This window comes from Mesorhizobium sp. CNPSo 4684 (genome assembly GCF_057784315.1).
Genome location: NZ_JBWLUX010000004.1, coordinates 117,421 through 137,196 on the forward strand (window position 1 = coordinate 117,421; position 19,776 = coordinate 137,196).

Annotated in this window: 16 protein-coding genes; 11 read left to right on the top strand and 5 right to left on the bottom strand. The window is 64.0% G+C overall.

The features are described 5' to 3' along the window. The first annotated feature begins 1 nt into the window (after window position 1). The 5 genes from AC04SG_RS04905 to AC04SG_RS04925 are packed head-to-tail and all read left to right on the top strand — an operon-like array spanning window position 2 to window position 5,719. A complete protein-coding gene (locus AC04SG_RS04905) occupies window positions 2-739 on the top strand; it encodes a CpaD family pilus assembly protein (RefSeq protein ID WP_488550130.1) in 738 nt (245 codons plus the stop codon). Window positions 740-793: 54 nt separating this feature from the next. Continuing rightward, window positions 794-2,077, top strand: coding sequence for a CpaE/TadZ family protein (locus AC04SG_RS04910; protein WP_376775146.1), 1,284 nt, complete (start codon window positions 794-796; stop codon window positions 2,075-2,077). 29 nt (window positions 2,078-2,106) lie between these two features. Continuing rightward, window positions 2,107-3,618 (top strand): TadA family conjugal transfer-associated ATPase, encoded by a 1,512-nt coding sequence (locus AC04SG_RS04915; protein ID WP_488550131.1) that lies wholly within the window; start codon window positions 2,107-2,109, stop codon window positions 3,616-3,618. Window positions 3,619-3,647: 29 nt separating this feature from the next. Next, window positions 3,648-4,661, top strand: coding sequence for a type II secretion system F family protein (locus tag AC04SG_RS04920; protein WP_488550132.1), 1,014 nt, complete (start codon window positions 3,648-3,650; stop codon window positions 4,659-4,661). Window positions 4,662-4,702: 41 nt separating this feature from the next. Continuing rightward, window positions 4,703-5,719: a type II secretion system F family protein gene (locus tag AC04SG_RS04925; RefSeq protein ID WP_352555248.1), complete on the top strand. Its 1,017-nt coding sequence runs from the start codon at window positions 4,703-4,705 to the stop codon at window positions 5,717-5,719. A 108-nt stretch (window positions 5,720-5,827) separates the two neighbouring features. Here AC04SG_RS04925 and AC04SG_RS04930 read toward each other — a convergent pair whose 3' ends face one another. Beyond that, the gene (locus tag AC04SG_RS04930; protein ID WP_488550232.1) at window positions 5,828-6,649 is read right to left on the bottom strand and encodes a tetratricopeptide repeat protein; all 822 of its coding nucleotides are present in this window, start codon (window positions 6,647-6,649) and stop codon (window positions 5,828-5,830) included. Between the two features lie 241 nt (window positions 6,650-6,890). Here AC04SG_RS04930 and AC04SG_RS04935 point away from each other — a divergent pair, with 241 nt between their 5' ends. The 5 genes from AC04SG_RS04935 (at window position 6,891) to pdeM (ending at window position 13,052) form a co-directional block, all read left to right on the top strand. Then, window positions 6,891-8,252: a leucyl aminopeptidase family protein gene (locus AC04SG_RS04935; protein ID WP_488550133.1), complete on the top strand. Its 1,362-nt coding sequence runs from the start codon at window positions 6,891-6,893 to the stop codon at window positions 8,250-8,252. 70 nt (window positions 8,253-8,322) lie between these two features. Continuing rightward, a complete protein-coding gene (locus AC04SG_RS04940) occupies window positions 8,323-8,673 on the top strand; it encodes a MarR family winged helix-turn-helix transcriptional regulator (RefSeq protein WP_488550134.1) in 351 nt (116 codons plus the stop codon). Between the two features lie 26 nt (window positions 8,674-8,699). Beyond that, window positions 8,700-9,560: a C40 family peptidase gene (locus AC04SG_RS04945; RefSeq protein ID WP_488550135.1), complete on the top strand. Its 861-nt coding sequence runs from the start codon at window positions 8,700-8,702 to the stop codon at window positions 9,558-9,560. Between the two features lie 227 nt (window positions 9,561-9,787). Further along, complete coding sequence (locus tag AC04SG_RS04950; RefSeq protein WP_488550136.1) at window positions 9,788-12,334, top strand: ligase-associated DNA damage response DEXH box helicase; 2,547 nt, start codon at window positions 9,788-9,790, stop codon at window positions 12,332-12,334. 1 nt (window position 12,335) lies between these two features. Then, on the top strand, window positions 12,336-13,052 hold the full coding sequence (gene pdeM, locus AC04SG_RS04955; RefSeq protein ID WP_488550137.1) for a ligase-associated DNA damage response endonuclease PdeM: 717 nt from the start codon (window positions 12,336-12,338) through the stop codon (window positions 13,050-13,052). A gap of 3 nt (window positions 13,053-13,055) precedes the next feature. On the opposite strand, the gene AC04SG_RS04960 is transcribed toward pdeM, so the two are convergent. After that, window positions 13,056-14,027 (bottom strand): quinone oxidoreductase family protein, encoded by a 972-nt coding sequence (locus AC04SG_RS04960; RefSeq protein WP_488550138.1) that lies wholly within the window; start codon window positions 14,025-14,027, stop codon window positions 13,056-13,058. 93 nt (window positions 14,028-14,120) lie between these two features. Between AC04SG_RS04960 and AC04SG_RS04965 the strand changes: the two genes are divergently transcribed. Beyond that, window positions 14,121-14,993, top strand: a complete 873-nt coding sequence (locus AC04SG_RS04965; protein ID WP_488550139.1) for a LysR substrate-binding domain-containing protein — start codon at window positions 14,121-14,123, stop codon at window positions 14,991-14,993. 7 nt (window positions 14,994-15,000) lie between these two features. Here the strand turns inward: AC04SG_RS04965 and AC04SG_RS04970 are convergent, their stop codons facing one another. Genes AC04SG_RS04970 through AC04SG_RS04980 form a run of 3 tightly spaced genes read right to left on the bottom strand, consistent with a single transcriptional unit; the run spans window position 15,001 to window position 19,601 of the window. After that, a complete protein-coding gene (locus AC04SG_RS04970) occupies window positions 15,001-15,936 on the bottom strand; it encodes a dimethyl sulfoxide reductase anchor subunit family protein (protein ID WP_488550140.1) in 936 nt (311 codons plus the stop codon). A 3-nt stretch (window positions 15,937-15,939) separates the two neighbouring features. Next, entirely contained in the window at window positions 15,940-16,674 is a 735-nt protein-coding gene (locus AC04SG_RS04975) for a 4Fe-4S dicluster domain-containing protein (RefSeq protein ID WP_488550141.1), read from the bottom strand. Next, entirely contained in the window at window positions 16,671-19,601 is a 2,931-nt protein-coding gene (locus tag AC04SG_RS04980) for a molybdopterin oxidoreductase family protein (RefSeq protein ID WP_488550142.1), read from the bottom strand. Before AC04SG_RS04980 ends, AC04SG_RS04975 begins: the two co-directional genes overlap by 4 nt. Window positions 19,602-19,776: the final 175 nt, after the last annotated feature.

Consider the following 19,776-nt stretch of genomic DNA (forward strand, 5'->3'; position numbering starts at 1 on the left):
CATGTCTCAGTCAGCATCGAAGTCAATGGCGGTCGCCGCAACAGTGCGGTCCGGTGGTGCCCGGATCCGCCGATCGGCAATACCGATCCTGGCGATCGCGATCGCGGCCTCGCTCGCCGGTTGCGCCAAGCGCGACAGCATCACGGTTGGGGCAATTCCCGATGACTATCGCACCACGCATCCGATCGTCATTGCCGAGAAGAACCAGAAGATCGACCTTCCGGTCGGCGCCGGTGATCGCGGCATGACCGGCTCGCAGCGCGACACGCTTCTCGGCTTCCTCGACGGCTACGACAAGAGCGCTGCCCCGGCGCTGACGATCGCAACCCCGATCGGCTCGGCCAACGAGGTGGCAGCGACTGCCGCGGCACGCGATTTCGCCAGGCTGGCGGTTGCCAGCGGCATCAAGCGAAACCGGATCGTCGTTACCTCCTATCAGTCGGTTTCCCCGGAAGCCTCGGCGCCTATCCGCGTCTCTTATATTTCGGTGAGAGCCCAGACCGACAAATGCGGGCGCTGGCCCGAGGACTTGTTCGAGACCTCGGAAAACAAGCACTACGCCGATTACGGCTGCTCGTCTCAGAACAACCTCGCCGCGCAGCTCGCCAATCCGGCCGATCTGCTGGGGCCAAGAAAGTCGACCGATATCGACGCCGAGAACCGCGGTGCGGTGATCGACGTCTATCGCGGTAGGGGTATTTCGGACGAGTTCCTCGGCAATTCGGAAGTGACGTACTAGGAGCGCCAGTCCCGCGTAGAGACCGGAAAGAGAAGTCACGGAAAGAGCATGACGATGAGCAATCTTGCCTACGACGCGCCCGTAGACGGCGGCGACAGCTCGCAATCAGATATTGCCGCGATGCAGGCGCTGCGGCCGGTCCCGCGTATTTCGATACAGGCATTTTGCGAGACCGAAGGTGTCGCGCATCCGGTGGAGCGGGCCGGCGAGGACCGCCGCATGGCGAAGGCGCATCTGAAAGTGCATATGGGCGGCATCGCCACGGCGATCGAATTCTACCAGTCGGCGCCCACGCCGAACCTGATCCTGCTGGAATCGCGCAGCGAACCGAAGCAATTGCTGGAGCAGCTCGCCCAGCTTTCCGAATATTGCGATCCCTCCTCGAAAGTCGTGGTGATAGGCCACTACAACGATGTCGGGCTTTACCGCGAACTCATCCGCTTCGGTATTTCCGAATATGTCATCGCGCCGGTGTCGATGGCCGATGTCGTCTCCGTGGTGTCGTCGATCTTCGTCGATCCGGAGGCCGAGCCGATCGGCCGCTCGATTGCCTTCATCGGCGCCAAGGGCGGCGTCGGCTCCTCGACCATCGCCCACAATGTGGCGTGGGCGATGTCATCACTGTTCAAGTCGGAAGTGGTCGTCGCCGATCTCGACCTGGCTTTCGGGACGGCCAACATAAATTTCGACCAGGACCCGGCGCAAGGCATAGCCGAGGCCGTGTTTTCACCCGAACGCGTCGACGAGGTCTATCTCGACCGGTTGCTTGCCCAGTGCGCCGAGCATCTGTCGTTGCTTGCCGCGCCCTCCACTCTGGAGCGGGTCTACGACTTTGATCCCGAGGCCTTCACACAACTCATCGACACCGCGCAGCGCAGCGTGCCGCTGCTGGTGCTCGACGTCCCCCATGTCTGGACCGGCTGGACCAAGAACACACTGATGAAGGCCGACGAGATCGTCATCACGGCGACACCGGAACTGGCCAATCTGCGCAACACCAAGAATATGGTCGATATGCTGACGCGGCTTCGTCCGAACGATGCGCCGCCGAAGCTCATCATCAATCAGGCCGGCGTGCCGAAACGACCCGAAATATCAGCTTCCGACTTCGCCGAGCCGCTCGGCATCACGCCGATGTCGGTGATCGCCTTCGACCCGTTGCTGTTTGGAAACGCCGCCAACAACGGTCGCATGCTGGGCGAGATGGATGCCAAGAGCCCGGTCGTCGGCATGATCAATGAAATCGCGCATGTGCTGACCGGTCGCAGCGAAATCAAGGCCAAGAAGAAGGCAGGCCTTGGCGGCCTGCTCGGCAAGCTCTCGCGTAACAAGAAATGACGCTTCTCAAGCGGAATTGGTAGTCGATCATGTTTGGTAAAAGAGGCTCCGACGACGGCAGCCGGTCCATCCCGGAATTCCGTCAGCCAGCACCGCCGCCCGCGGCGCCGGCGGCTGCAAAGCCCGCGGACACTGCCGTTCTTTCCCGGCCCGCCGCAGCGCCGCCGTCTGCTGCGCCGGCAATGCCGCCCGCTCGCCGTGCTGTTGAGGCGCCGCCGATGGCGCCGGAGCCGGCAAGAAAGGTCCAGCGCGAACGCAGCGAGACCTACTACGACACCAAGAGTCAGGTCTTCTCCGCGCTTATCGACACCATCGACCTGTCGCAGCTCGCCAAGCTCGATCCCGAGAGCGCGCGCGAGGAAATCCGCGATATCGTCAACGACATCATCGCCATCAAAAATTTCGCAATGTCGATTGCCGAGCAGGAAGAGCTGCTCGAAGACATCTGCAACGACGTGCTAGGCTACGGCCCGCTGGAGCCGTTGCTTGCCCGCGATGATATCGCCGACATCATGGTCAACGGCTCCAAGAACGTCTACATCGAAGTCAACGGCAAGGTCGAACAGACCGGCATCCGCTTCCGCGACAATCAGCAACTGCTCAACATCTGCCAGCGCATCGTCAGCCAGGTTGGCCGCCGCGTCGACGAATCGAGCCCGATCTGCGACGCCCGCCTACCCGACGGTTCCCGCGTCAACGTCATCGCCCCGCCGCTGTCCATCGACGGCACAGCGCTCACCATCCGCAAGTTCAAGAAGGACAAGCTGACGCTCGATCAGCTGGTCAAGTTCGGCGCCATCTCGCCGCAGGGCGCCGAGATCCTCAAGATCATCGGCCGCGTCCGCTGCAACATCGTCATCTCCGGCGGCACCGGCTCCGGCAAGACGACGCTGCTCAACTGCCTGACCAACTATATCGACCGCGAGGAACGCGTCATCACCTGCGAGGACTCGGCCGAGCTGCAACTGCAGCAGCCGCATGTGGTGCGTCTCGAAACCCGCCCGCCCAATCTCGAGGGCGAAGGCGAGGTGACCATGCGCGACCTGGTCAAGAACTGCCTGCGCATGCGGCCCGAACGCATCATCGTCGGCGAAGTGCGCGGACCGGAGGTTTTCGACCTGTTGCAGGCGATGAACACCGGCCATGACGGTTCGATGGGAACGATCCACTCCAACAGCCCGCGCGAATGTCTGAACCGTATCGAATCGATGATTGCCATGGGCGGCTATTCACTGCCGCAGAAGACCGTGCGCGAAATCGTCGTCGGCTCCATCGATGTCATCATCCAGGCAGCACGCCTTCGCGACGGATCGCGCCGCATCACCCACATCACCGAGGTGATCGGCATGGAAGGCGACGTCATCATCACGCAGGATATCGTGCTCTACAACATCAAGGGCGAGGACTCGAACGGAAGGCTGCTTGGCGAGCATGTCTCGACCGGCATCGGCCGTCCGCATTTTTGGGATCGCGCCCGCTACTATGGCGAGGAACAGCGCCTCGCCAATGCGCTGGAATCGATGGAGAAACGCGCTGACTGACGCATCTGGAGGCGTGGGGACCAAGGTCGATGTTCGGAATTGACACCACCGTACTGGCGTTCATCGTGCTCGCTGGCTTCAGCGCCGGTGCGGTCGCCTATGCCTTCCTGTTCACCCAGATGAACAACGAGAAGCAGGCCGGCAAGCGGCTCGAGACGATCAAGGCCGCCGAGACCGATCGTTCGGTCGTCAAGGCTTCACGCGATCGTGTCGCGGAGGCGGCCAAGCGGCGCAAATCCGTCCAGGATTCACTCAAACAGCTCGACGAAAAGCAGAAGACCAACGAACGCGTTGTCAAAAAGCCGCCGCTGAAGGCCCAGCTCCGTCAGGCCGGCATGCAGGTCTCGATAGAGCGTTTCTATCTCTACTCCCTCGTTTGCGGCATCGCGCTGACGGCGCTTGCCTATTTCGCCGGCGCGCCGCTGCTAGTCTTGCCAGGCGCGCTGCTGGCCGGCGCGCTCGGCCTGCCCCGCTGGTTCGTCTCGCTTCGCCGCGCGCGCCGGGTCAAGGCGTTCCTCAACGAATTTCCCAACGCCCTCGATATCATAGTGCGCGCCGTCAAGTCCGGCCTGCCGCTCAACGACGCCATTCGCCTGATCGCCAATGAATCGCCGGAGCCGGTCAAGACCGAGTTCCGCCGCATCGTCGATTCACAGCAGGTTGGCATGTCCATCCCCGATGCCACCTTGCGCATGGCCGAAACCATGCCATGCAGCGAGGCAAGCTTCTTCGGCATCGTCATCCAGATCCAGTCGCAGGCCGGCGGCAATCTCTCCGAGGCGCTGGGCAACCTTTCGCGCGTGCTTCGCGATCGCAAGAAGATGAAGGCCAAGGTCCAGGCGCTGTCGATGGAAGCGAAGGCCTCGGCCGTCATCATCGGCGCGCTGCCTTTTGTCGTCGCCCTTCTCGTCTACCTGTCGAGTCCGAATTACATCATGCCGTTGTTCACCACCAGCACCGGCAATCTGATCCTCGGCTGTTCCGGCGTCTGGATGTCTATCGGCATTCTGGTGATGCGCAAGATGATGAACTTTGAGGTTTAGGCCCGACTTCGGAAAGCTCGAAACGAAAAGACTGAAAACGAATGACCGACCAAGTCGTCAAATCGCTGACCGATCCCGCCTTCCTGATCGCATTGCTGGTCGGCATCGCGGTGTTTGCGACCGTCTTCACGCTGCTGCCGGCCCTGGGCGGCAATCAGCTCAAGGCACGCATGAAATCGGTGGCGCTGGAGCGGGACGAACTGCGCGCCAAGCAGCGCGCGCGGCTGGCCAACGAAGCCGATCGCCGCCGCAAGGGCCTGCGCGAGGAACAGTCTATCGGCATGCGCAACATCGTCGACAGGCTGGACCTGCGGCGTGCGCTGGCCGATGAAGGCACGTTGCAGAAGCTCAAAGTGGCGGGCTTTCGTGGCCAGAACCCGCTGACGCGCTTCCTGTTTTTCCGCCTGGTCCTGCCCTTTGTCGGTTTCGCGCTGGCGGCGATCTATCTGTTCGTGCTCGGCGGGCTGCCGGACCGGCCGGCTTTCGTGAAGCTGTTCGTCTGCATCCTTGTCGCCTATGCCGGTTTCTACGCGCCGATCCTTTACGTCAACAACCGTGCCGCCAAGCGCAAGCAGTCGATCCAGCGGGCGTGGCCGGATGCGCTCGACCTGATGCTGATCTGCGTCGAGTCGGGCATGTCGGTAGAGGCTGCAATGCGCAGGGTCGCCGATGAGATCGGCTCGCAGTCGGTGGCGTTGGCGGAGGAGTTCGTGCTGACCAATGCCGAACTCTCTTATCTGCAGGAGCGCAAGCAGGCTTATGAAAACCTCGCGGCTCGTACCGGCCTGGAATCGGTGAAGTCGGTGTCCCAGGCGCTGGTCCAGGCCGAGCGTTACGGCACGCCCGTTGCGCACGCATTGCGCGTGCTGGCCTCGGAAAGTCGCGACATGCGCATGAATGCGGCCGAGAAGAAGGCCGCCGCCCTGCCGCCGAAGCTCACCGTGCCGATGATCCTGTTTTTCCTGCCGGTGTTGTTCGCCATCATTCTTGGACCGGCCGGCATGCAGGTCAGCCAGCGCGGCATCTTCGGCGACCAGCACAATTCCTCGAGCCAGTAGGCTTCGTTGCAGCCATACGAAAGAGCCGCGTTACCGATGCAATGCGGCTCTCGGGTTTTCAGCTTTGATGTGGATGGATTTTGCGCTGCGCGGAAGTGTATTCGGCGCTCAGTTGGTCGCCGGCTTGCCCTTGTCCTGATCCTTGAGCTGGCTCCAGGCGTTCTGCTGGGCAAGCATCTGACGAAGGTAGGCCACATTGGCTTGCGCCTGTTCGGGCGAAAGCTCCTGCGAGGCGATCTTCTCGGCCTCGTCGAAACGGCCCTGAAGTCCCACGACCAGCGCCAGATTCTGGCGCACCCGGCTGTCGGCGTTCGGTTGCTGGGCGGCCGAGCGCATATAGGTCTCCGCGGTGCGCAGATCGCCTTCCAGCACATAGGACATGCCGAGATTGGAAAGGATCGAGGGCTCGTTTGGCTTGAGGTCCAGCGCCTTGCGGTAATCCTGGCGCGCTTCATCTTTCTGGCCGATCTGGTCGAGGATGGCGGCCTCGGCCGACATCAGCCGCCAGTCTGGATATTCCGGCGTCTGCGCCCGGCGCACCGCGTCGAGCGCGGACTCGAACTGGCCGTTGGCGGCGAGGGCCTTGCCATAAGCGGCGAGCACGTCGCGATCCTTGGGGTAGGCGATCGCCAGCTTGCGCATCACGGCAAGCGACTGGTCGGCATCGCCGTCCATCTGCAGCGCCGCCGCAAAATTTGTCGCCAGCCGTTTGTCGTTGGGATTTTTTGCGTAGGATTCGCCGAGCCGCGTGGTCGCGCTGTGCAACTCGCTGGCCGACATGGTTTCCAGCGGTTTGCCGCTGGTGCGCCCGATCGAGCCGGTCGTGAGCTTGCTGGTTCCGCACCCGGCAACACCGGCCGCGAGCGCCATCAGCAACGCCGTGGTGATCAGCCGTTTGCCCGTGACGTTCATCCTGCGGTCGGTAGGCATCGGCACGGGGCTCTCCATTCCTGCGCGCGGCCATTGCGTGGCCGTCTTCATTCCCCCAGAAGTATTCTGTTAACCCTAACGGATAGTTAAAAAGTGGCCCGTTGAGATCGGTACGTCGTCCGCCGGAAGCCATTGGCTTGGCATTTTCCTATGCCTGGCCTCTGTGCATAGAGGTTGAAATCATTCGACGTCCCTGTCAGGTGACTGGGGACGACTTGCAAGCCTGCGCGGAGACCATCGAATGCCTGTCGAACTCGTCGAGACACTAAACACTGCCTTGCCCGTCCATCTGGTCGCGAGGGATGGCCTGGAGGCCTTGGGGCTTTCGCCTTCCACGATCGCCTGGGCGGCCGCCAACGGCTTTTCCGGCGAAGCCGGCAGGACGCTCGCCGTGCCCGGCGCAGACGGCGCACTTGCCGGCGCTCTGTTCGGCATCGGCGAAGGCGAGGGCGCGCTGGCCATCGGTGCGCTGGCGAGAGCCCTGCCGGAGGGCGACTGGCACCTTGCCTCGGCACATGCCGAGCCGGAACTCTCGGCCATAGCCCTGGTTCTTGGCGGCTATGTCTTCACCCGATACGGCAAGAAGCCAGGCAAGGCATTGCGCTTTGCGGTGCCGTCCGGCGCCGATGCGGGCCGTGTCCGCCGCATCGCCGACGGCGTCTTCCTGACGCGCGATCTCGTCAATACGCCGACCAGTGACATGGGACCGGACGAGTTGGAAATGGCCGTGCGGACCTTGGCGGCGACACACAAGGCCGAGGTGTCGGTGATCAAGGGCGACGATCTGCTCAAGCAGAATTTTCCGATGATTCATGCGGTCGGCCGCGCCTCCGTCGGCGCGCCGCGCCTGATCGACATGATTTGGGGACGGGCCGATGCGCCGAAGGTGACGCTGGTCGGCAAGGGCGTCTGTTTCGACACGGGCGGTCTCGACATCAAGCCGTCGTCGGGCATGCTGTTGATGAAGAAGGATATGGGCGGCGCCGCCAATGTGCTGGGCCTGGCCTCGATGATCATGGCTGCCGGGTTGAAGGTAAGGTTGCGCGTCCTGATCCCGGCGGTTGAGAACTCGATTGCCGGCAATGCTTTCCGACCTGGCGATGTGCTGACCAGCCGCAAGGGCACCACCGTCGAGATCGGCAACACCGATGCCGAAGGGCGGCTGGTGTTGGCGGATGCACTAGCGCTGGCCGATGATGAGGAGCCTGAACTGTTGATCGACATGGCGACGCTGACCGGGGCCGCGCGCGTCGCGCTCGGTCCCGATCTGCCGCCTTTCTACACCGGCGACGAAGCGCTGGCGTCCGAATTGGTGGCGGCCTCCGTTGCCGTCGAGGATCCATTGTGGCGCATGCCGCTGTGGCGGCCCTACGATGCCAGGCTGGCCTCGAAGATCGCCGACATCAACAATGTCACCACCGACGGCTTTGCCGGTTCGGTCACCGCGGCGCTGTTCCTGAAACGCTTTGTCGAGCGGACGCCGGGCTGGGCGCATTTCGACATCTTTGCCTGGAATCCGTCCGACCGCCCCTACGGGCCTGCCGGCGGCGAGGCGCAAGGCATCCGTGCGCTGGAGCGGATCATTTCGAGGCGCTATGCCTGAGGTCGTGAGGCATAGTGCACGGCCTCCAAACTGAAACGGAACCGAAACAATTTGCCGTCATGCTCGGGCGATGTCGATTTCGATGCGTCCGAGCCAGGCGATGCGACTGTGGCAGCAGGTGATGCTGTCGCAGGTGCGCGGTGGCGCGCCCGATCTCACCATGCGCCAGACGGCGATCCTGTTCACCATCTATCTCGACCCGCCGCCGCATACAGTGCGCGGCCTGGCAGCCCGCCTCAACGTCACCAAGCCGGTCATCACCCGCGCGCTGGATACGATGGGCGCGCTGAAGCTGGTGTCGCGCCATCGCGACGAGCTCGACAAGCGCAACGTGCTGATCCGGCGCACTGTCGAAGGCGCGCTCTTTGTCGAGCGCTTCGGCGATGGTATCGTTGCCCGGGCGCATGAGCTGCCCATCTGACCATACCCAATAGCTGGATTGCTGATTTGACTGCCAGGGATGCCCGCCTTCACGCCTTCCGTTCCGACCTCGCCGATGCCAGGCTGAAAGGCGAGGTATCGGCCGATCGCTTCGTCGCCGGCCGTCCGGCGCGCATTGCGGCCTCCGTGGCCGATATCCGCAAGGCGCCGCGCCCGGACGCCGGCGTCAACACGCAGGTGCTGTTTGGTGACGATGTGCTTGTCTTCGAGGAAGCCGAAGGCTGGGCCTGGGTCCAGGCCGAACGCGACGGCTATGTCGGCTATGTCGGTGCCACCATGTTGGGTGCTCGCGAGCATGCGCCCACCCATATTGTCTCTGCGCCGCGCACCTTCCTCTATCCCGGCCCGGATCTGCGCTTCCCGATCAGCGGGCAATTGTCGATGGGCTCGACGGTGACGGTGACCGGCACTGCCGAAACGCGCGGCACCCACTATGCGCTGCTGCCCTCCGATGAGGCGCTGATCGCCGGCCATCTGCGCCCGCTTGGCGACGTCGCTCACGACTACGTCGCGGTGGCCGAGATGTTTCTTGGCACGCCCTATCTCTGGGGCGGCGCCTCCGGCTTCGGCATCGACTGTTCGGGCCTTGTGCAGCTGGCCATGCGCATAGCCGGCCGCAATGTCCTGCGCGATTCCGACATGCAGGCGGCAGGCCTTGGCGAACCGCTCGATCCCGGCCCGGATTATGCCGGGCTGAAACGCGGCGACCTGGTGTTCTGGAAGGGCCACGTCGCCATCATGACCGACGCCCGCGACATGATCCACGCCAACGGCCACACCATGCTGGTATCGCGCGAAGGGCTGAAGGACGCGATCGACCGCATCGGCTATCTCTATGGCGGGCCGACGGGGTTCAGAAGGCCGTAACGCTGGTCTTCCCTTCTCCCCTTGTGGGAGAAGGTGTCGCCGAAGGCGACGGATGAGGGGTGCTCCAGGGAAAGCCAACGTCTCACTCCGCTGGAACACCCCTCAACCGTCTCGGCGCTGCGCGCCGATCCACCTTCTCCCACAGGGGGAGAAGGTAAGAGCCGTTCCGATCACCTTTTGTTCCGATTTTGCTTGGCGTTCGCGCACGCTCGCGCTACCTCTTTCGCGTGACCGAGCAGCCGCGCCTTGCCGAACAGAATGCCAGTGTCGCCTTGCCCGAACCGTTCATCAGATGGTTCGGCGAGAAGGGCTGGTCGCCGCGCGCCCATCAGATCGAACTTTTGGCGAGAGCCCAGGCCGGGCAATCGGTGCTGCTGATCGCGCCGACCGGGGCCGGCAAGACGCTGGCCGGCTTCATGCCGTCGCTGACCGAACTGGCCAATCGTCCCAGGCGCAAACCCGGCCAGGCGCATCGCGGCATCCACACGCTTTACATCTCGCCGTTGAAGGCGCTGGCAGTCGATATCGAGCGCAATCTCGGCAAGCCGGTGGAAGAAATAGGGCTTCCCGTCACCATCGAGACGCGCACTGGCGACACGCCCTCGCACAAGCGCCAGCGCCAGAAGCTGGCGCCTCCCGATATCCTGTTGACCACCCCGGAGCAGCTGGCGCTGCTGATCGCGGCGCCTGATGCCAGGCGCTTCTTCGAGGATCTGCGCTATGTCGTGCTCGACGAACTGCATTCGCTGGTGATTTCGAAACGTGGCCACCTTTTGGCACTCGGCCTGGCGCGGCTGCGCGCTTACGTGCCCGGCCTGCAGACGATCGGCCTGTCGGCAACCGTGGCCGAGCCCGATGAGTTGCGGCGCTGGCTGGTTGGGCAAAATCCACCGGGTGAGATGGCCGGGCTGATCACCGTCTCCGGTGGCGCCAGGCCCGACATCTCCATCCTCGACTCGCGCGAGCGTGTGCCGTGGTCGGGACATTCGGCGCGCTATGCCATTCCCGAGATTTATGAGGCGATCCAGAAGCATCGCATGACGCTGCTGTTCGTCAACACCCGCAGCCAGGCCGAGATGCTGTTCCAGGAACTGTGGCGGGCGAATGAGGACTCGCTGCCGATCGCGCTGCATCATGGTTCGCTCGATGTCGGCCAGCGCCGCCGCGTCGAGAAGGCGATGGCGGACAACGCGCTGCGTGCCATCGTCGCCACCTCGACGCTGGACCTTGGCATCGACTGGGGCGATGTCGACCTAGTTGTCCATGTCGGCGCGCCCAAGGGCGCCAGCCGGTTGGCGCAGCGCATCGGCCGCGCCAACCACCGCATGGACGAGCCGTCGAAGGCGATCCTCATCCCGGCGAACCGCTTCGAGGTGTTGGAATGCCGGGCGGCACTCGACGCCAATTATCTCGGCGCGCAGGACACGCCACCGCTGATCAACGGCGCGCTCGACGTGTTGTCGCAGCATGTGCTGGGCGTCGCCTGCGGCGCGCCTTTCTACGCTGACCTTCTGTTCGAAGAGGTGCGCAGCGCTGCGCCCTATGCCGGGCTGGAGCGCCAGACCTTCGACCGTGTCGTCGACTTCGTCGCCACCGGCGGCTATGCGCTGAAGAACTATGAGCGCTACGCCCGCATCCGCCGGACCAAGGACGGGCTGTGGCGCGTCTCCAACCCTCGCATCGCGCAACAATACCGGCTCAATGTCGGCACCATCGTCGAAATGCCGGAGCTCAATGTCCGCTATGTCCGGCAAGGACGCGGCATGGCCGGACGCGGTGGGCCGGTGCTGGGCAAGATCGAGGAGTATTTCGCCGAGACGCTGCGGCCCGGCGACAACTTCCTGTTCGCCGGCAAGGTGCTGCGCTTCGAGGGCATTCGCGAGAATGAATGCGTGGTCTCCAACGGCGCCGGCGCCAACATCATTGTGCCATCCTATGCCGGCGGCAAGTTTCCGCTGTCGACCTATCTCGCCGACCAGGTGCGCGGCATGCTGGCCGATCCCCACAAATGGCAGGCATTGCCCGAGCAGGTTGCCGACTGGCTCAGACTGCAGAAGGAAAAGTCAGTCCTGCCCAAGCGGGGCGATCTTCTGGTCGAAACCTTTCCGCGCGGCAACCGCCACTACATGGTCGCTTATCCGTTCGAGGGCAGGCTGGCGCACCAGACGCTCGGCATGCTTTTGACGCGCCGGCTGGAGCGGGCCAACGCCCGTCCGCTCGGCTTCGTCGCCACAGACTATTCGCTGGCCGTCTGGGCGCTCGACGACATGGCTGCCTTGTTCAAGGCGAAGAAGCCATCGCTGGCTGCCCTGTTCGACGAGGACATGCTGGGCGACGACCTTGAAGCCTGGCTGAACGACAGCTGGATGCTGAAGCGCACCTTCCGCACCTGCGCCGTCATTGCCGGGCTGATCGAGAAGCGCTTTCCTGGACAGGAGAAGAGCGGCCGCCAGGTGACGGTCTCGGCCGACCTGATTTACGATGTGTTGCGCAGCCACGAACCCGACCATATCCTGCTGCAGGCGACGCGCACCGATGCGTCGGCCGGATTGCTCGATGTCAGCAGACTTGCCGAGATGCTCTCGCGTGTGCGCGGTCGAATCATGCATAAGCATCTCGACCAGATTTCGCCGCTGGCTCTGCCTGTGATGCTGGAGATCGGCAGGGAATCGGTCAATGGCGGCGCCAACGAGTCTCTGCTCATGGAGGCCGCCGATCTGGTCGAAGAGGCCATGGGGCCAAGGGCGAAACCGGACCAAGAGGGTCTGACTTGAAATGAATTTTTCGCTGGCGCGCGCATCACTGATCGCCGAGGCCGACATGGTCGGCATCGCTGGCGAACGCGCGGTCTGCGACCCCCGCGGCGTGCTTTATTTCCCCGATCTACGGCTGCTCGCGGTCTCCGACCTGCACCTGGAAAAAGGCTCGTCCTTTGCCAGGCGCGGCGCGCTGATCCCGCCTTACGATACCGGCGCCACCTTGCTGCGGCTGCAGGCGGTGATATCGGACTACCAGCCTTCGATCGTCATCAGCCTGGGCGACTCCTTCCACGATGGCGGCGGCGCCGAGCGCATGCATCAATCCTTCCGCGAGCGGCTGGAGGCGCTGATGGCCGGCCGCGACTGGTTCTGGGTCGCCGGCAACCATGACCCGGAAGCGCCGGCCGACCTGCCGGGCGACACGGTGCGCGAACTCGCCATCGGCTCGCTGCTGTTCCGCCACGAGCCGTCGAAGGCGAGAACCGAGGGCGAAGTTGCAGGCCATCTCCATCCTTGTGCGCGCATCGTCCAGCGCGGCCGTTCGGTGCGGCGGCGCTGCTTTGCCGGCGATGGCGGCCGCATGATCATGCCGGCCTTCGGCGCCTATACCGGTTCGCTCAACGTGCTCGACCGCGCCTATGCCGGTCTGTTCCGGCGCGAGACGCTGATGGCCTACATGCTGGGCGCCGAGCGCATCTTCGCCATTTCCCACGCCATGCTGCGGCCGGGCTGAGTTCTACGGTATCAGCACGGTAGCGCCGGTCGTCTGCCTCGCTTCGAGCCGGCGATGCGCCTCAGCCACTTCGGCGAGTGGCATGCTTGTGTGCACGGGGATTTTCACCGCGCCGCTGAGCACGACATTGAAGAGATCCTCGCTCATGGCGACAACGTCCTCGCGCCTGGCGAGATGATGGAACAGCAACTGCCAGGTGGCGAACAGCGATCCTTTCTGCATCAAAAGCATGATGTCGAAGGGCGGGATCGATCCCGACGCCGTGCCGTAGCTGACAAACGTGCCGAACGGCCGCAGGCAATCGAGCGAAGCCGGGAAGGTCGCCTTGCCGACGCCGTCATAGACGACATGGCAGCCCTCGCCCTTGGTGATCTCTTTCACCCGCGCGGCAAAGTCCTCCCTGCTGTAGTCGATGACATGGTCGCAGCCATGGGCGCGCGCCAGTTCGGTCTTCTCTGGCGAACCGACCGTGCCGATGACGGTGGCGCCGAGATGCTTTGCCCATTGCGTCAGGATGAGGCCGACACCGCCAGCCGCCGCATGCACCAGCATGGTGTGGCCGGCCTCGACGCGGAACGTGCGGCGCAGCAGATATTGCGCCGTCAGCCCCTTCAGCATCATTGCCGCACCCGTCTCGAAATCGATGGCGTCAGGCAGGTGCACGACGAAATGCGCCGGCACGATGCGCTCCTCGGCATAGGCGCCGAGCGTCTCGACATAGGCGACGCGATCGCCCGGGGCAAAGCCGCTGACGCCTTCGCCCACCGCGATGATTTCGCCGGCGCCTTCATTGCCCGGCGTGAACGGCAAAGCGGGCGGCACGTATTCGCCGGTGCGGAAATAGACGTCGACGAAGTTGAGGCCGACCGCCCGGTTGCGCACGCGGACCTCGCCCGGCCCGGGCTGGCCGATGTCGACATCCTCATAGGCAAGCACCTCTGGCCCGCCATGGCGGTGAACACGGATCGCTTTCATGGTTTTCGTCCCTGCGCTGTTCTCTTGAGTGGAGATAGCGCGGGGCGCGAGATCATTGTAGGCTGATATCGATGACAACAGAGTTCAAAGAAGATGATATCTGAACAGATCGGCCTGGACCTTCTTCGCACCTTTGTGGCTGTCTGCCGGCAAGGCAGCCTGAGCAGGGTCGCCGCACAGACCGGCAGAACCCAATCGTCGCTGAGCATGCAGATGCGCCGGCTCGAGGGACTGCTCCAGCGGCATCTGTTCCAGCGCACCGGCCGCGGCGTCGTGCCGACCGCGGAGGGAGAGCTCTTTCTGGGCTATGCGACCCGCATCCTGGCCCTCGGCGATGAAGCGGTGGCGCGGCTGCAGCAGGCCGGCATTGGCGGCAGCGTGCGCATCGGCCTCGCCGAGGAAGTCACCACCGCAGCGCTCTCGGCCGCGCTGGGACGGCTGCACCGCACCTATCCCGACATCAGCCTCGACGCCATGGTCGAGCACAGTGTCGCACTGGGGCGGCTGTGGAGCGAGGACGCGCTGGATGTCATGATTGCCCCGACATCGGTCGTCGCAGCCGATGCCTTGACGACGTGGAATGTCGAACTGCAATGGGTCTGCGCTACGGACTATGTGCTGGATCACGAACGGCCGCTCGATCTCGTCGCCTTCGGTGCAACCTGCCCTTGGCGCAGGCGCATGATTGAGGCGCTGGTTGCCGCCGGCCGGGAGCACAGGATCGTTCTGTCGTGCCAGAGCGTCACCGGCCTGCAGGCGGCGATCGAGAACGGACTGGGCGTCGGACTGCTTCCACCGGAATCGGTGCGCACGGGCTCAATGCGCGTGCTGAAGACATCGGTGCCCGAGCCGCTCATCGTGCAATACGGACTCTATGCGCACGACCGACGGACAGCGGTGGTCGATGCCGCTATCGAAATCCTGCTGAAGGACTTGCCGGCGGCGCCGGAAGCGCGGGCCGCCTGACGGCGCGCTACCGCCCGTAATAGAGGGTAACGGTGTGCTTGGCCTCGGCAAAAAACAGCCAGCGCTCGACCAGCATGCCGGCGAACTGGACAATGGCCGCAAGCACCGACAGCACCGCCGCGAGCGGCCAGGGCAAATTGAATAGAACAGCAAGCAGAAACAGAGCCGGCAACGCGAAAGCCAGCGCCTGCGTGATCCCTTGCAGCTTGGCGGCGTGCTTGCGGGCGATGCGAAAGCCCATTTCCTTGAGCAGGTAGTTCTCTTCGGTGTGCGGCCATTCCAGCGAGCGCACTGTGCCGCCGGCAAGCCCGGTTGCCGTGTTGGCGGTGGTGGCGATCTCCAGCCTGTCATTGTAGCGCCACGTCGCCAGCTTCCAGCCCCAGCCGAGCAACGTCAGCAGCAGGGCGGCGGCCACGACGGGGTTCGAGCCGATGGCGAATGCCTGCAGCAGCGAATTGAGCAGCACGCTGCCGGTCATCACTGAGAAGATTAGGTAACCGGGCAGCGTGTAGCGGCTGTGCCACTGCGCGATCGGCTTCAGCGACGCATAGATCATGCCGGTTGTGCAGACGGTGACGACCGCGCCAATGGCCGCGAGCAGCCCTGCAACAGTCACCCAGCCGGTGCGGTCAAAAAACACCCAGCCCAGGCCGAACAGCCCGGCCGGAATGAAGGTCGCCACCGACGCCACGCCTTCGCGCGACAGCCAGGAACTGCGCCATTGCGAGAAGGCGCGCCAGGCCCGTTCGGGGCGGCCGAGATGGCCGGTCGACGACAACAAGCCGGCGGCGATCAGGCCGAGCGCCAGCCCCATGCCGATGAGGCCGAGCCAGAAATCGGCCGGGATGAACCCCAGTCCGCCAAGCACGCCAAGCAGTGCCAGCAGGCCGTAGCCGGCGCCGGTGGCAGTGGTGAAGAAGACGACGGAAAAGGCTGGATGCATTGGTCAGTTAGAAAGCATGCGGTCGACCCAGCCGAGGAAACCGCCTTCGGCCTCGACCGCCTCGAGCCTCGGCGCCGCCACTGAAGCTGCACGCTCGGTGTGGGCACGCGGCGGCAGGTACTTGTTGGTCGGCTTGTAGCCCATCTCCGGCATCAGGTCGACGCCGCCACGGCTGGCGACCAGTTGCGACACCGCCGAGGCGGGATCGCCGAGATCGCCGAAATGCCGGGCGCTGGTCGGGCAGGCGGCCACGCAGGCCGGCACACGGTCCTCCTCGGCCAGATTGTCATTGTAGATGCGGTCGACGCAGAGCGTACATTTCTTCATCACGCCGACATCGGTGTCGAATTCGCGCGCGCCATAGGGGCAGGCCCAGCTGCACAATTTGCAGCCGATGCATTTGCTTTCGTCGATCAGCACGATGCCGTCCGATGCCCGCTTGTAGGAGGCGCCGGTCGGGCAGACGGTGACGCAGGCCGGCGTCTCGCAATGCAGGCAGGAGCGTGGGAAGTTGACGGTGCGCCCGCCCGCCTCCGTCGTGTGCTCGTAGCTGTGCACGCGGTTGAACCAGACGCCGTCGACATCGCCGCCATAGGGGTGGATGTCGGTCAGCGGCGCCATGTGGCCGCCGGTGTTCCACTCCTTGCAGGCGGTGACGCAGGCCTGGCAGCCGACGCAGGTGTCAAGGTCGATGACAAGGCCCAGTTTCTTGTCGGTATGGGCGGGAAGGCAGGTCATTCCACGGCTTCCCTGTTGACGCGGAATTCGGCGCCGTAGCGAAGGATGTCGGGCGATGGCGCGACATTTGGCGGTTGGCTGAAACGCTCGAATTGCGGCTCGGTGAAGCCGGCTTCCTCGGCCGCGCATTTGACGATGCGCACGCGCAAATCGAACCACGCCGCCTGTCCGGTCACCGGATCGGAATTCGAATAGCGCTTGCCGTTGGCATCGACCGAGGTCTGGTCGCCGATAATGTGGTTGAGCAGGAAGCCGCGATTGCTCTCGGCGGCATCGTCCTTCAGCCCCCAGCTGCCGCGCCTCTTGCCGATGGCGTTCCAGGTCCACACCGTATCTGGATTGACGCCGTCGACCAGCTTGATCTGCCCCTTCACCCGGCCATTGATGCTTTCGATCCACACCCAGTCGTCGTCGACAAGGCCGAGAATTGCTGCGGTCTTGTGATGCACGAACAGCCGGTTCTGGCTGGTGATTTGCCGCAGCCACGCATTCTGCGAACCCCAGGAATGATACATGTGCATCGGCCGCTGCGTCAGCGCGTGCAGCGGATATTTTTCGAGATCGACGGCGGCCTCTTCGAACGGCGTAAACCAGAACGGCAGCGGGTCCATATAGGTCTCGATACGGCCGCGCTCGGCTTCCGGCGGCTGCACGCGGCCATGGCCGCGCGCGGCGAGGCGAAAGCGCTGCATCGGCTCGGAATAGAGCTGGAACACGATGGGCTCGGCCTTGGGAATGAACCCCAACTGCTCCGCAAAGTCGAGATAGGAGCGGTTGGCCATCTTGTAATAGCGCTGGTCGGCGGCAAAGTCCTGGTGCCAGAAGCCGCCATTGTCGATGTAGCGCTGCAGCTGGTCCGGATTGACTTCGCCCTTGCCGACAGACGTGCCGTCCTTGCCGCGCCAGCCGGCGAGTGGGCCGATGCCCGGCGTGCGCTCGTGATTGACGATGTAGTCGGCATAGTCGCTGTATTTCGCGGACCCATCGTCGTTGACGAAGCAGGGCAGGCCGAGCCGCGCGCCGAGCTCGATCAGCACCGACTGGAACGGCCTGACGTCGCGGTCGGGTTCGACAACGGGATGGCGGATGGCGTCCCCCGGTCCATCGGCATGGCTTATCGGTCGGTCGAGCAGGCTGATGCAATCATGCCGTTCGAGATAGGTGGTGTCGGGCAGCACCAGGTCGGCGAACGGCACCGTCTCCGAATAATAGGCGTCGGAATAGATGATGAAGGGGATCTTGTAGTTGCCCGCCTCGTCATGGTCGGTCAGCATGGCAATGGTCTCGACGGTGTTCATCGACGAATTCCACGCCATGTTCGACATGTACATCATCAGCGTGTCGATCGGGTAAGGGTCGCCGGCCCAGGCATTGCGGATGACCGTATGCATCAGCCCATGCGCGGCCAGCGGCGCGTCCCAGGAATAGGCCTTGTCGATGCGAAGCGGCGTGCCGGCCTCATCGACCAGCAGGTCATCCGGCCCACAGACGAAGCCGAGCGGCACGCCGTCCAGCGGCGTCATCGGCTTTACGCTTTTGCCGCACGGCTTCGGCCCCGGCGGCGCCGAGCGCGGGTAGGGCGGCTTGAAACGAAAGCCGCCGGGCACGTCGATCGTGCCCAGCAGCACCTGCAGCAGGTGGATGGCGCGGCAAGAGTGAAAACCGTTCGAATGGGCCGATATGCCCCGCATGGCATGCATCGACACCGGCCGTCCCTTGATCGTCTCGTGCCGACGCCCGGCCCAGTCGGTCCACGCCACCGGCAGTTCTACCGTCTGTTCGAAGGCGACATGCGCGAGTTCGGCCGCGATCCGGCGGATCGTGTCAGCCGCAATCCCGCACTGCGCGGCAACTGCGTCAGGCGCGTAGCTGTCGTCCATGTAGCGATCGGCAATGAGCTGGAACACCGGCACACAGCGGCGGCCGGCGACGGTGTAGCTGCCGGTCAGCGCTGGCTTTGCATCTGGGTCGGCGGCGTTGATGGAGGCCTTCGCCACCCGGTCCCAGGCGACGGGATTGTTGTCGCTGTCGCGCAGGAAAAGCCCGTCATCGGCCGCGACCGGCTCCTGGATGACCAAAACATGAGCGTTGGTGTAGCGCAGCAGATAATCGAGATCGACGCGGCCGGCTTTAAGCAGTTCATGGATAAGGGCGAAGACGAAGAGGCCGTCCGTGCCGGGCCGGATACCGATCCAGTCGTCGGCGATCGCGTTGTAGCCGGTGCGGCAAGGGTTGATCGACACCACCTTGGCACCGCGCGCCTTGAGCTTGCCGAGTCCGATCTTGATCGGGTTGGAATCATGGTCCTCGGCGACGCCGAACAGCATGAAGTATTTGGTGTTGTCCCAGTCCGGCTCACCGAACTCCCAGAACGAACCGCCGATCGTGTAGAGCCCGCCCGCCGCCATATTGACCGAGCAGAAGCCGCCATGGGCGGCGAAGTTCGGCGTGCCGAACTGGCTCGCCCACCAGCCGGTCAGCGACTGCGACTGGTCGCGCCCGGTGAAGAAGGCGAGCTTTTTCGGATCGGTGCCGCGTATGTTGGAAAGTCGTTCAGTCGCGATCGAAAAGGCTTCTTCCCACTCGATCTCGCGGAATTCGCCCGAGCCGCGCGGACCGCTGCGCAGCAGCGGCTTCTTCAGCCGCGCCGGGCTGTAGTGCTGCATGATGCCGGAGCTGCCCTTGCCGCAGATCACGCCGCGATTGACCGGATGGTCCTTGTTGCCGTTGATGTAGCGAACCTTGCCGTCCTTGATGTGGACGTCGATGCCGCAGCGGCAGGCGCACATATAGCAGGTGGTCTTGGCGATGCTGTCGGAAACATCAGGCGAGGTGTCGACGCCGTCGCCTTCGTCCGGCGCGCGCGTATCGGCAAGCGGCCGTTGCGACGGTGCGGAATTCGCCCCGCGCGGCGCTCCGTGGTTCATAGGCCAGGCGTGCTTTTGCTACCTGAGAATTTGGCCCGCGTCTTCGGTCCGGGGCCACGCATATAGTGCTCTTCCGGATGATAGCGGTCGCCGGCCAGCCGCCGCCTGAGGCCACGGGTCCAATGCGCAAGCAGGGATCTGAACCGCCCGATCATTTTGTTGGCTGCGATCTGTT

What these genes read in the sequence shown, in the direction of transcription:
- AC04SG_RS04920 (WP_488550132.1), top strand. Translation starts at nt 3,648, where the DNA reads ATGTTCGGAATTGACACCACCGTACTGGCGTTCATCGTGCTCGCTGGC.
- AC04SG_RS04940 (WP_488550134.1), top strand. Translation starts at nt 8,323, where the DNA reads ATGTCGATTTCGATGCGTCCGAGCCAGGCGATGCGACTGTGGCAGCAG.
- AC04SG_RS04910 (WP_376775146.1), top strand. Translation starts at nt 794, where the DNA reads ATGAGCAATCTTGCCTACGACGCGCCCGTAGACGGCGGCGACAGCTCG.
- AC04SG_RS04905 (WP_488550130.1), top strand. Translation starts at nt 2, where the DNA reads ATGTCTCAGTCAGCATCGAAGTCAATGGCGGTCGCCGCAACAGTGCGG.
- AC04SG_RS04980 (WP_488550142.1), bottom strand. Translation starts at nt 19,601, where the DNA reads ATGAACCACGGAGCGCCGCGCGGGGCGAATTCCGCACCGTCGCAACGG.
- pdeM (WP_488550137.1), top strand. Translation starts at nt 12,336, where the DNA reads ATGAATTTTTCGCTGGCGCGCGCATCACTGATCGCCGAGGCCGACATG.
- AC04SG_RS04930 (WP_488550232.1), bottom strand. Translation starts at nt 6,649, where the DNA reads ATGCCTACCGACCGCAGGATGAACGTCACGGGCAAACGGCTGATCACC.
- AC04SG_RS04960 (WP_488550138.1), bottom strand. Translation starts at nt 14,027, where the DNA reads ATGAAAGCGATCCGTGTTCACCGCCATGGCGGGCCAGAGGTGCTTGCC.
- AC04SG_RS04965 (WP_488550139.1), top strand. Translation starts at nt 14,121, where the DNA reads ATGATATCTGAACAGATCGGCCTGGACCTTCTTCGCACCTTTGTGGCT.
- AC04SG_RS04975 (WP_488550141.1), bottom strand. Translation starts at nt 16,674, where the DNA reads ATGACCTGCCTTCCCGCCCATACCGACAAGAAACTGGGCCTTGTCATC.
- AC04SG_RS04925 (WP_352555248.1), top strand. Translation starts at nt 4,703, where the DNA reads ATGACCGACCAAGTCGTCAAATCGCTGACCGATCCCGCCTTCCTGATC.
- AC04SG_RS04970 (WP_488550140.1), bottom strand. Translation starts at nt 15,936, where the DNA reads ATGCATCCAGCCTTTTCCGTCGTCTTCTTCACCACTGCCACCGGCGCC.
- AC04SG_RS04935 (WP_488550133.1), top strand. Translation starts at nt 6,891, where the DNA reads ATGCCTGTCGAACTCGTCGAGACACTAAACACTGCCTTGCCCGTCCAT.
- AC04SG_RS04915 (WP_488550131.1), top strand. Translation starts at nt 2,107, where the DNA reads ATGTTTGGTAAAAGAGGCTCCGACGACGGCAGCCGGTCCATCCCGGAA.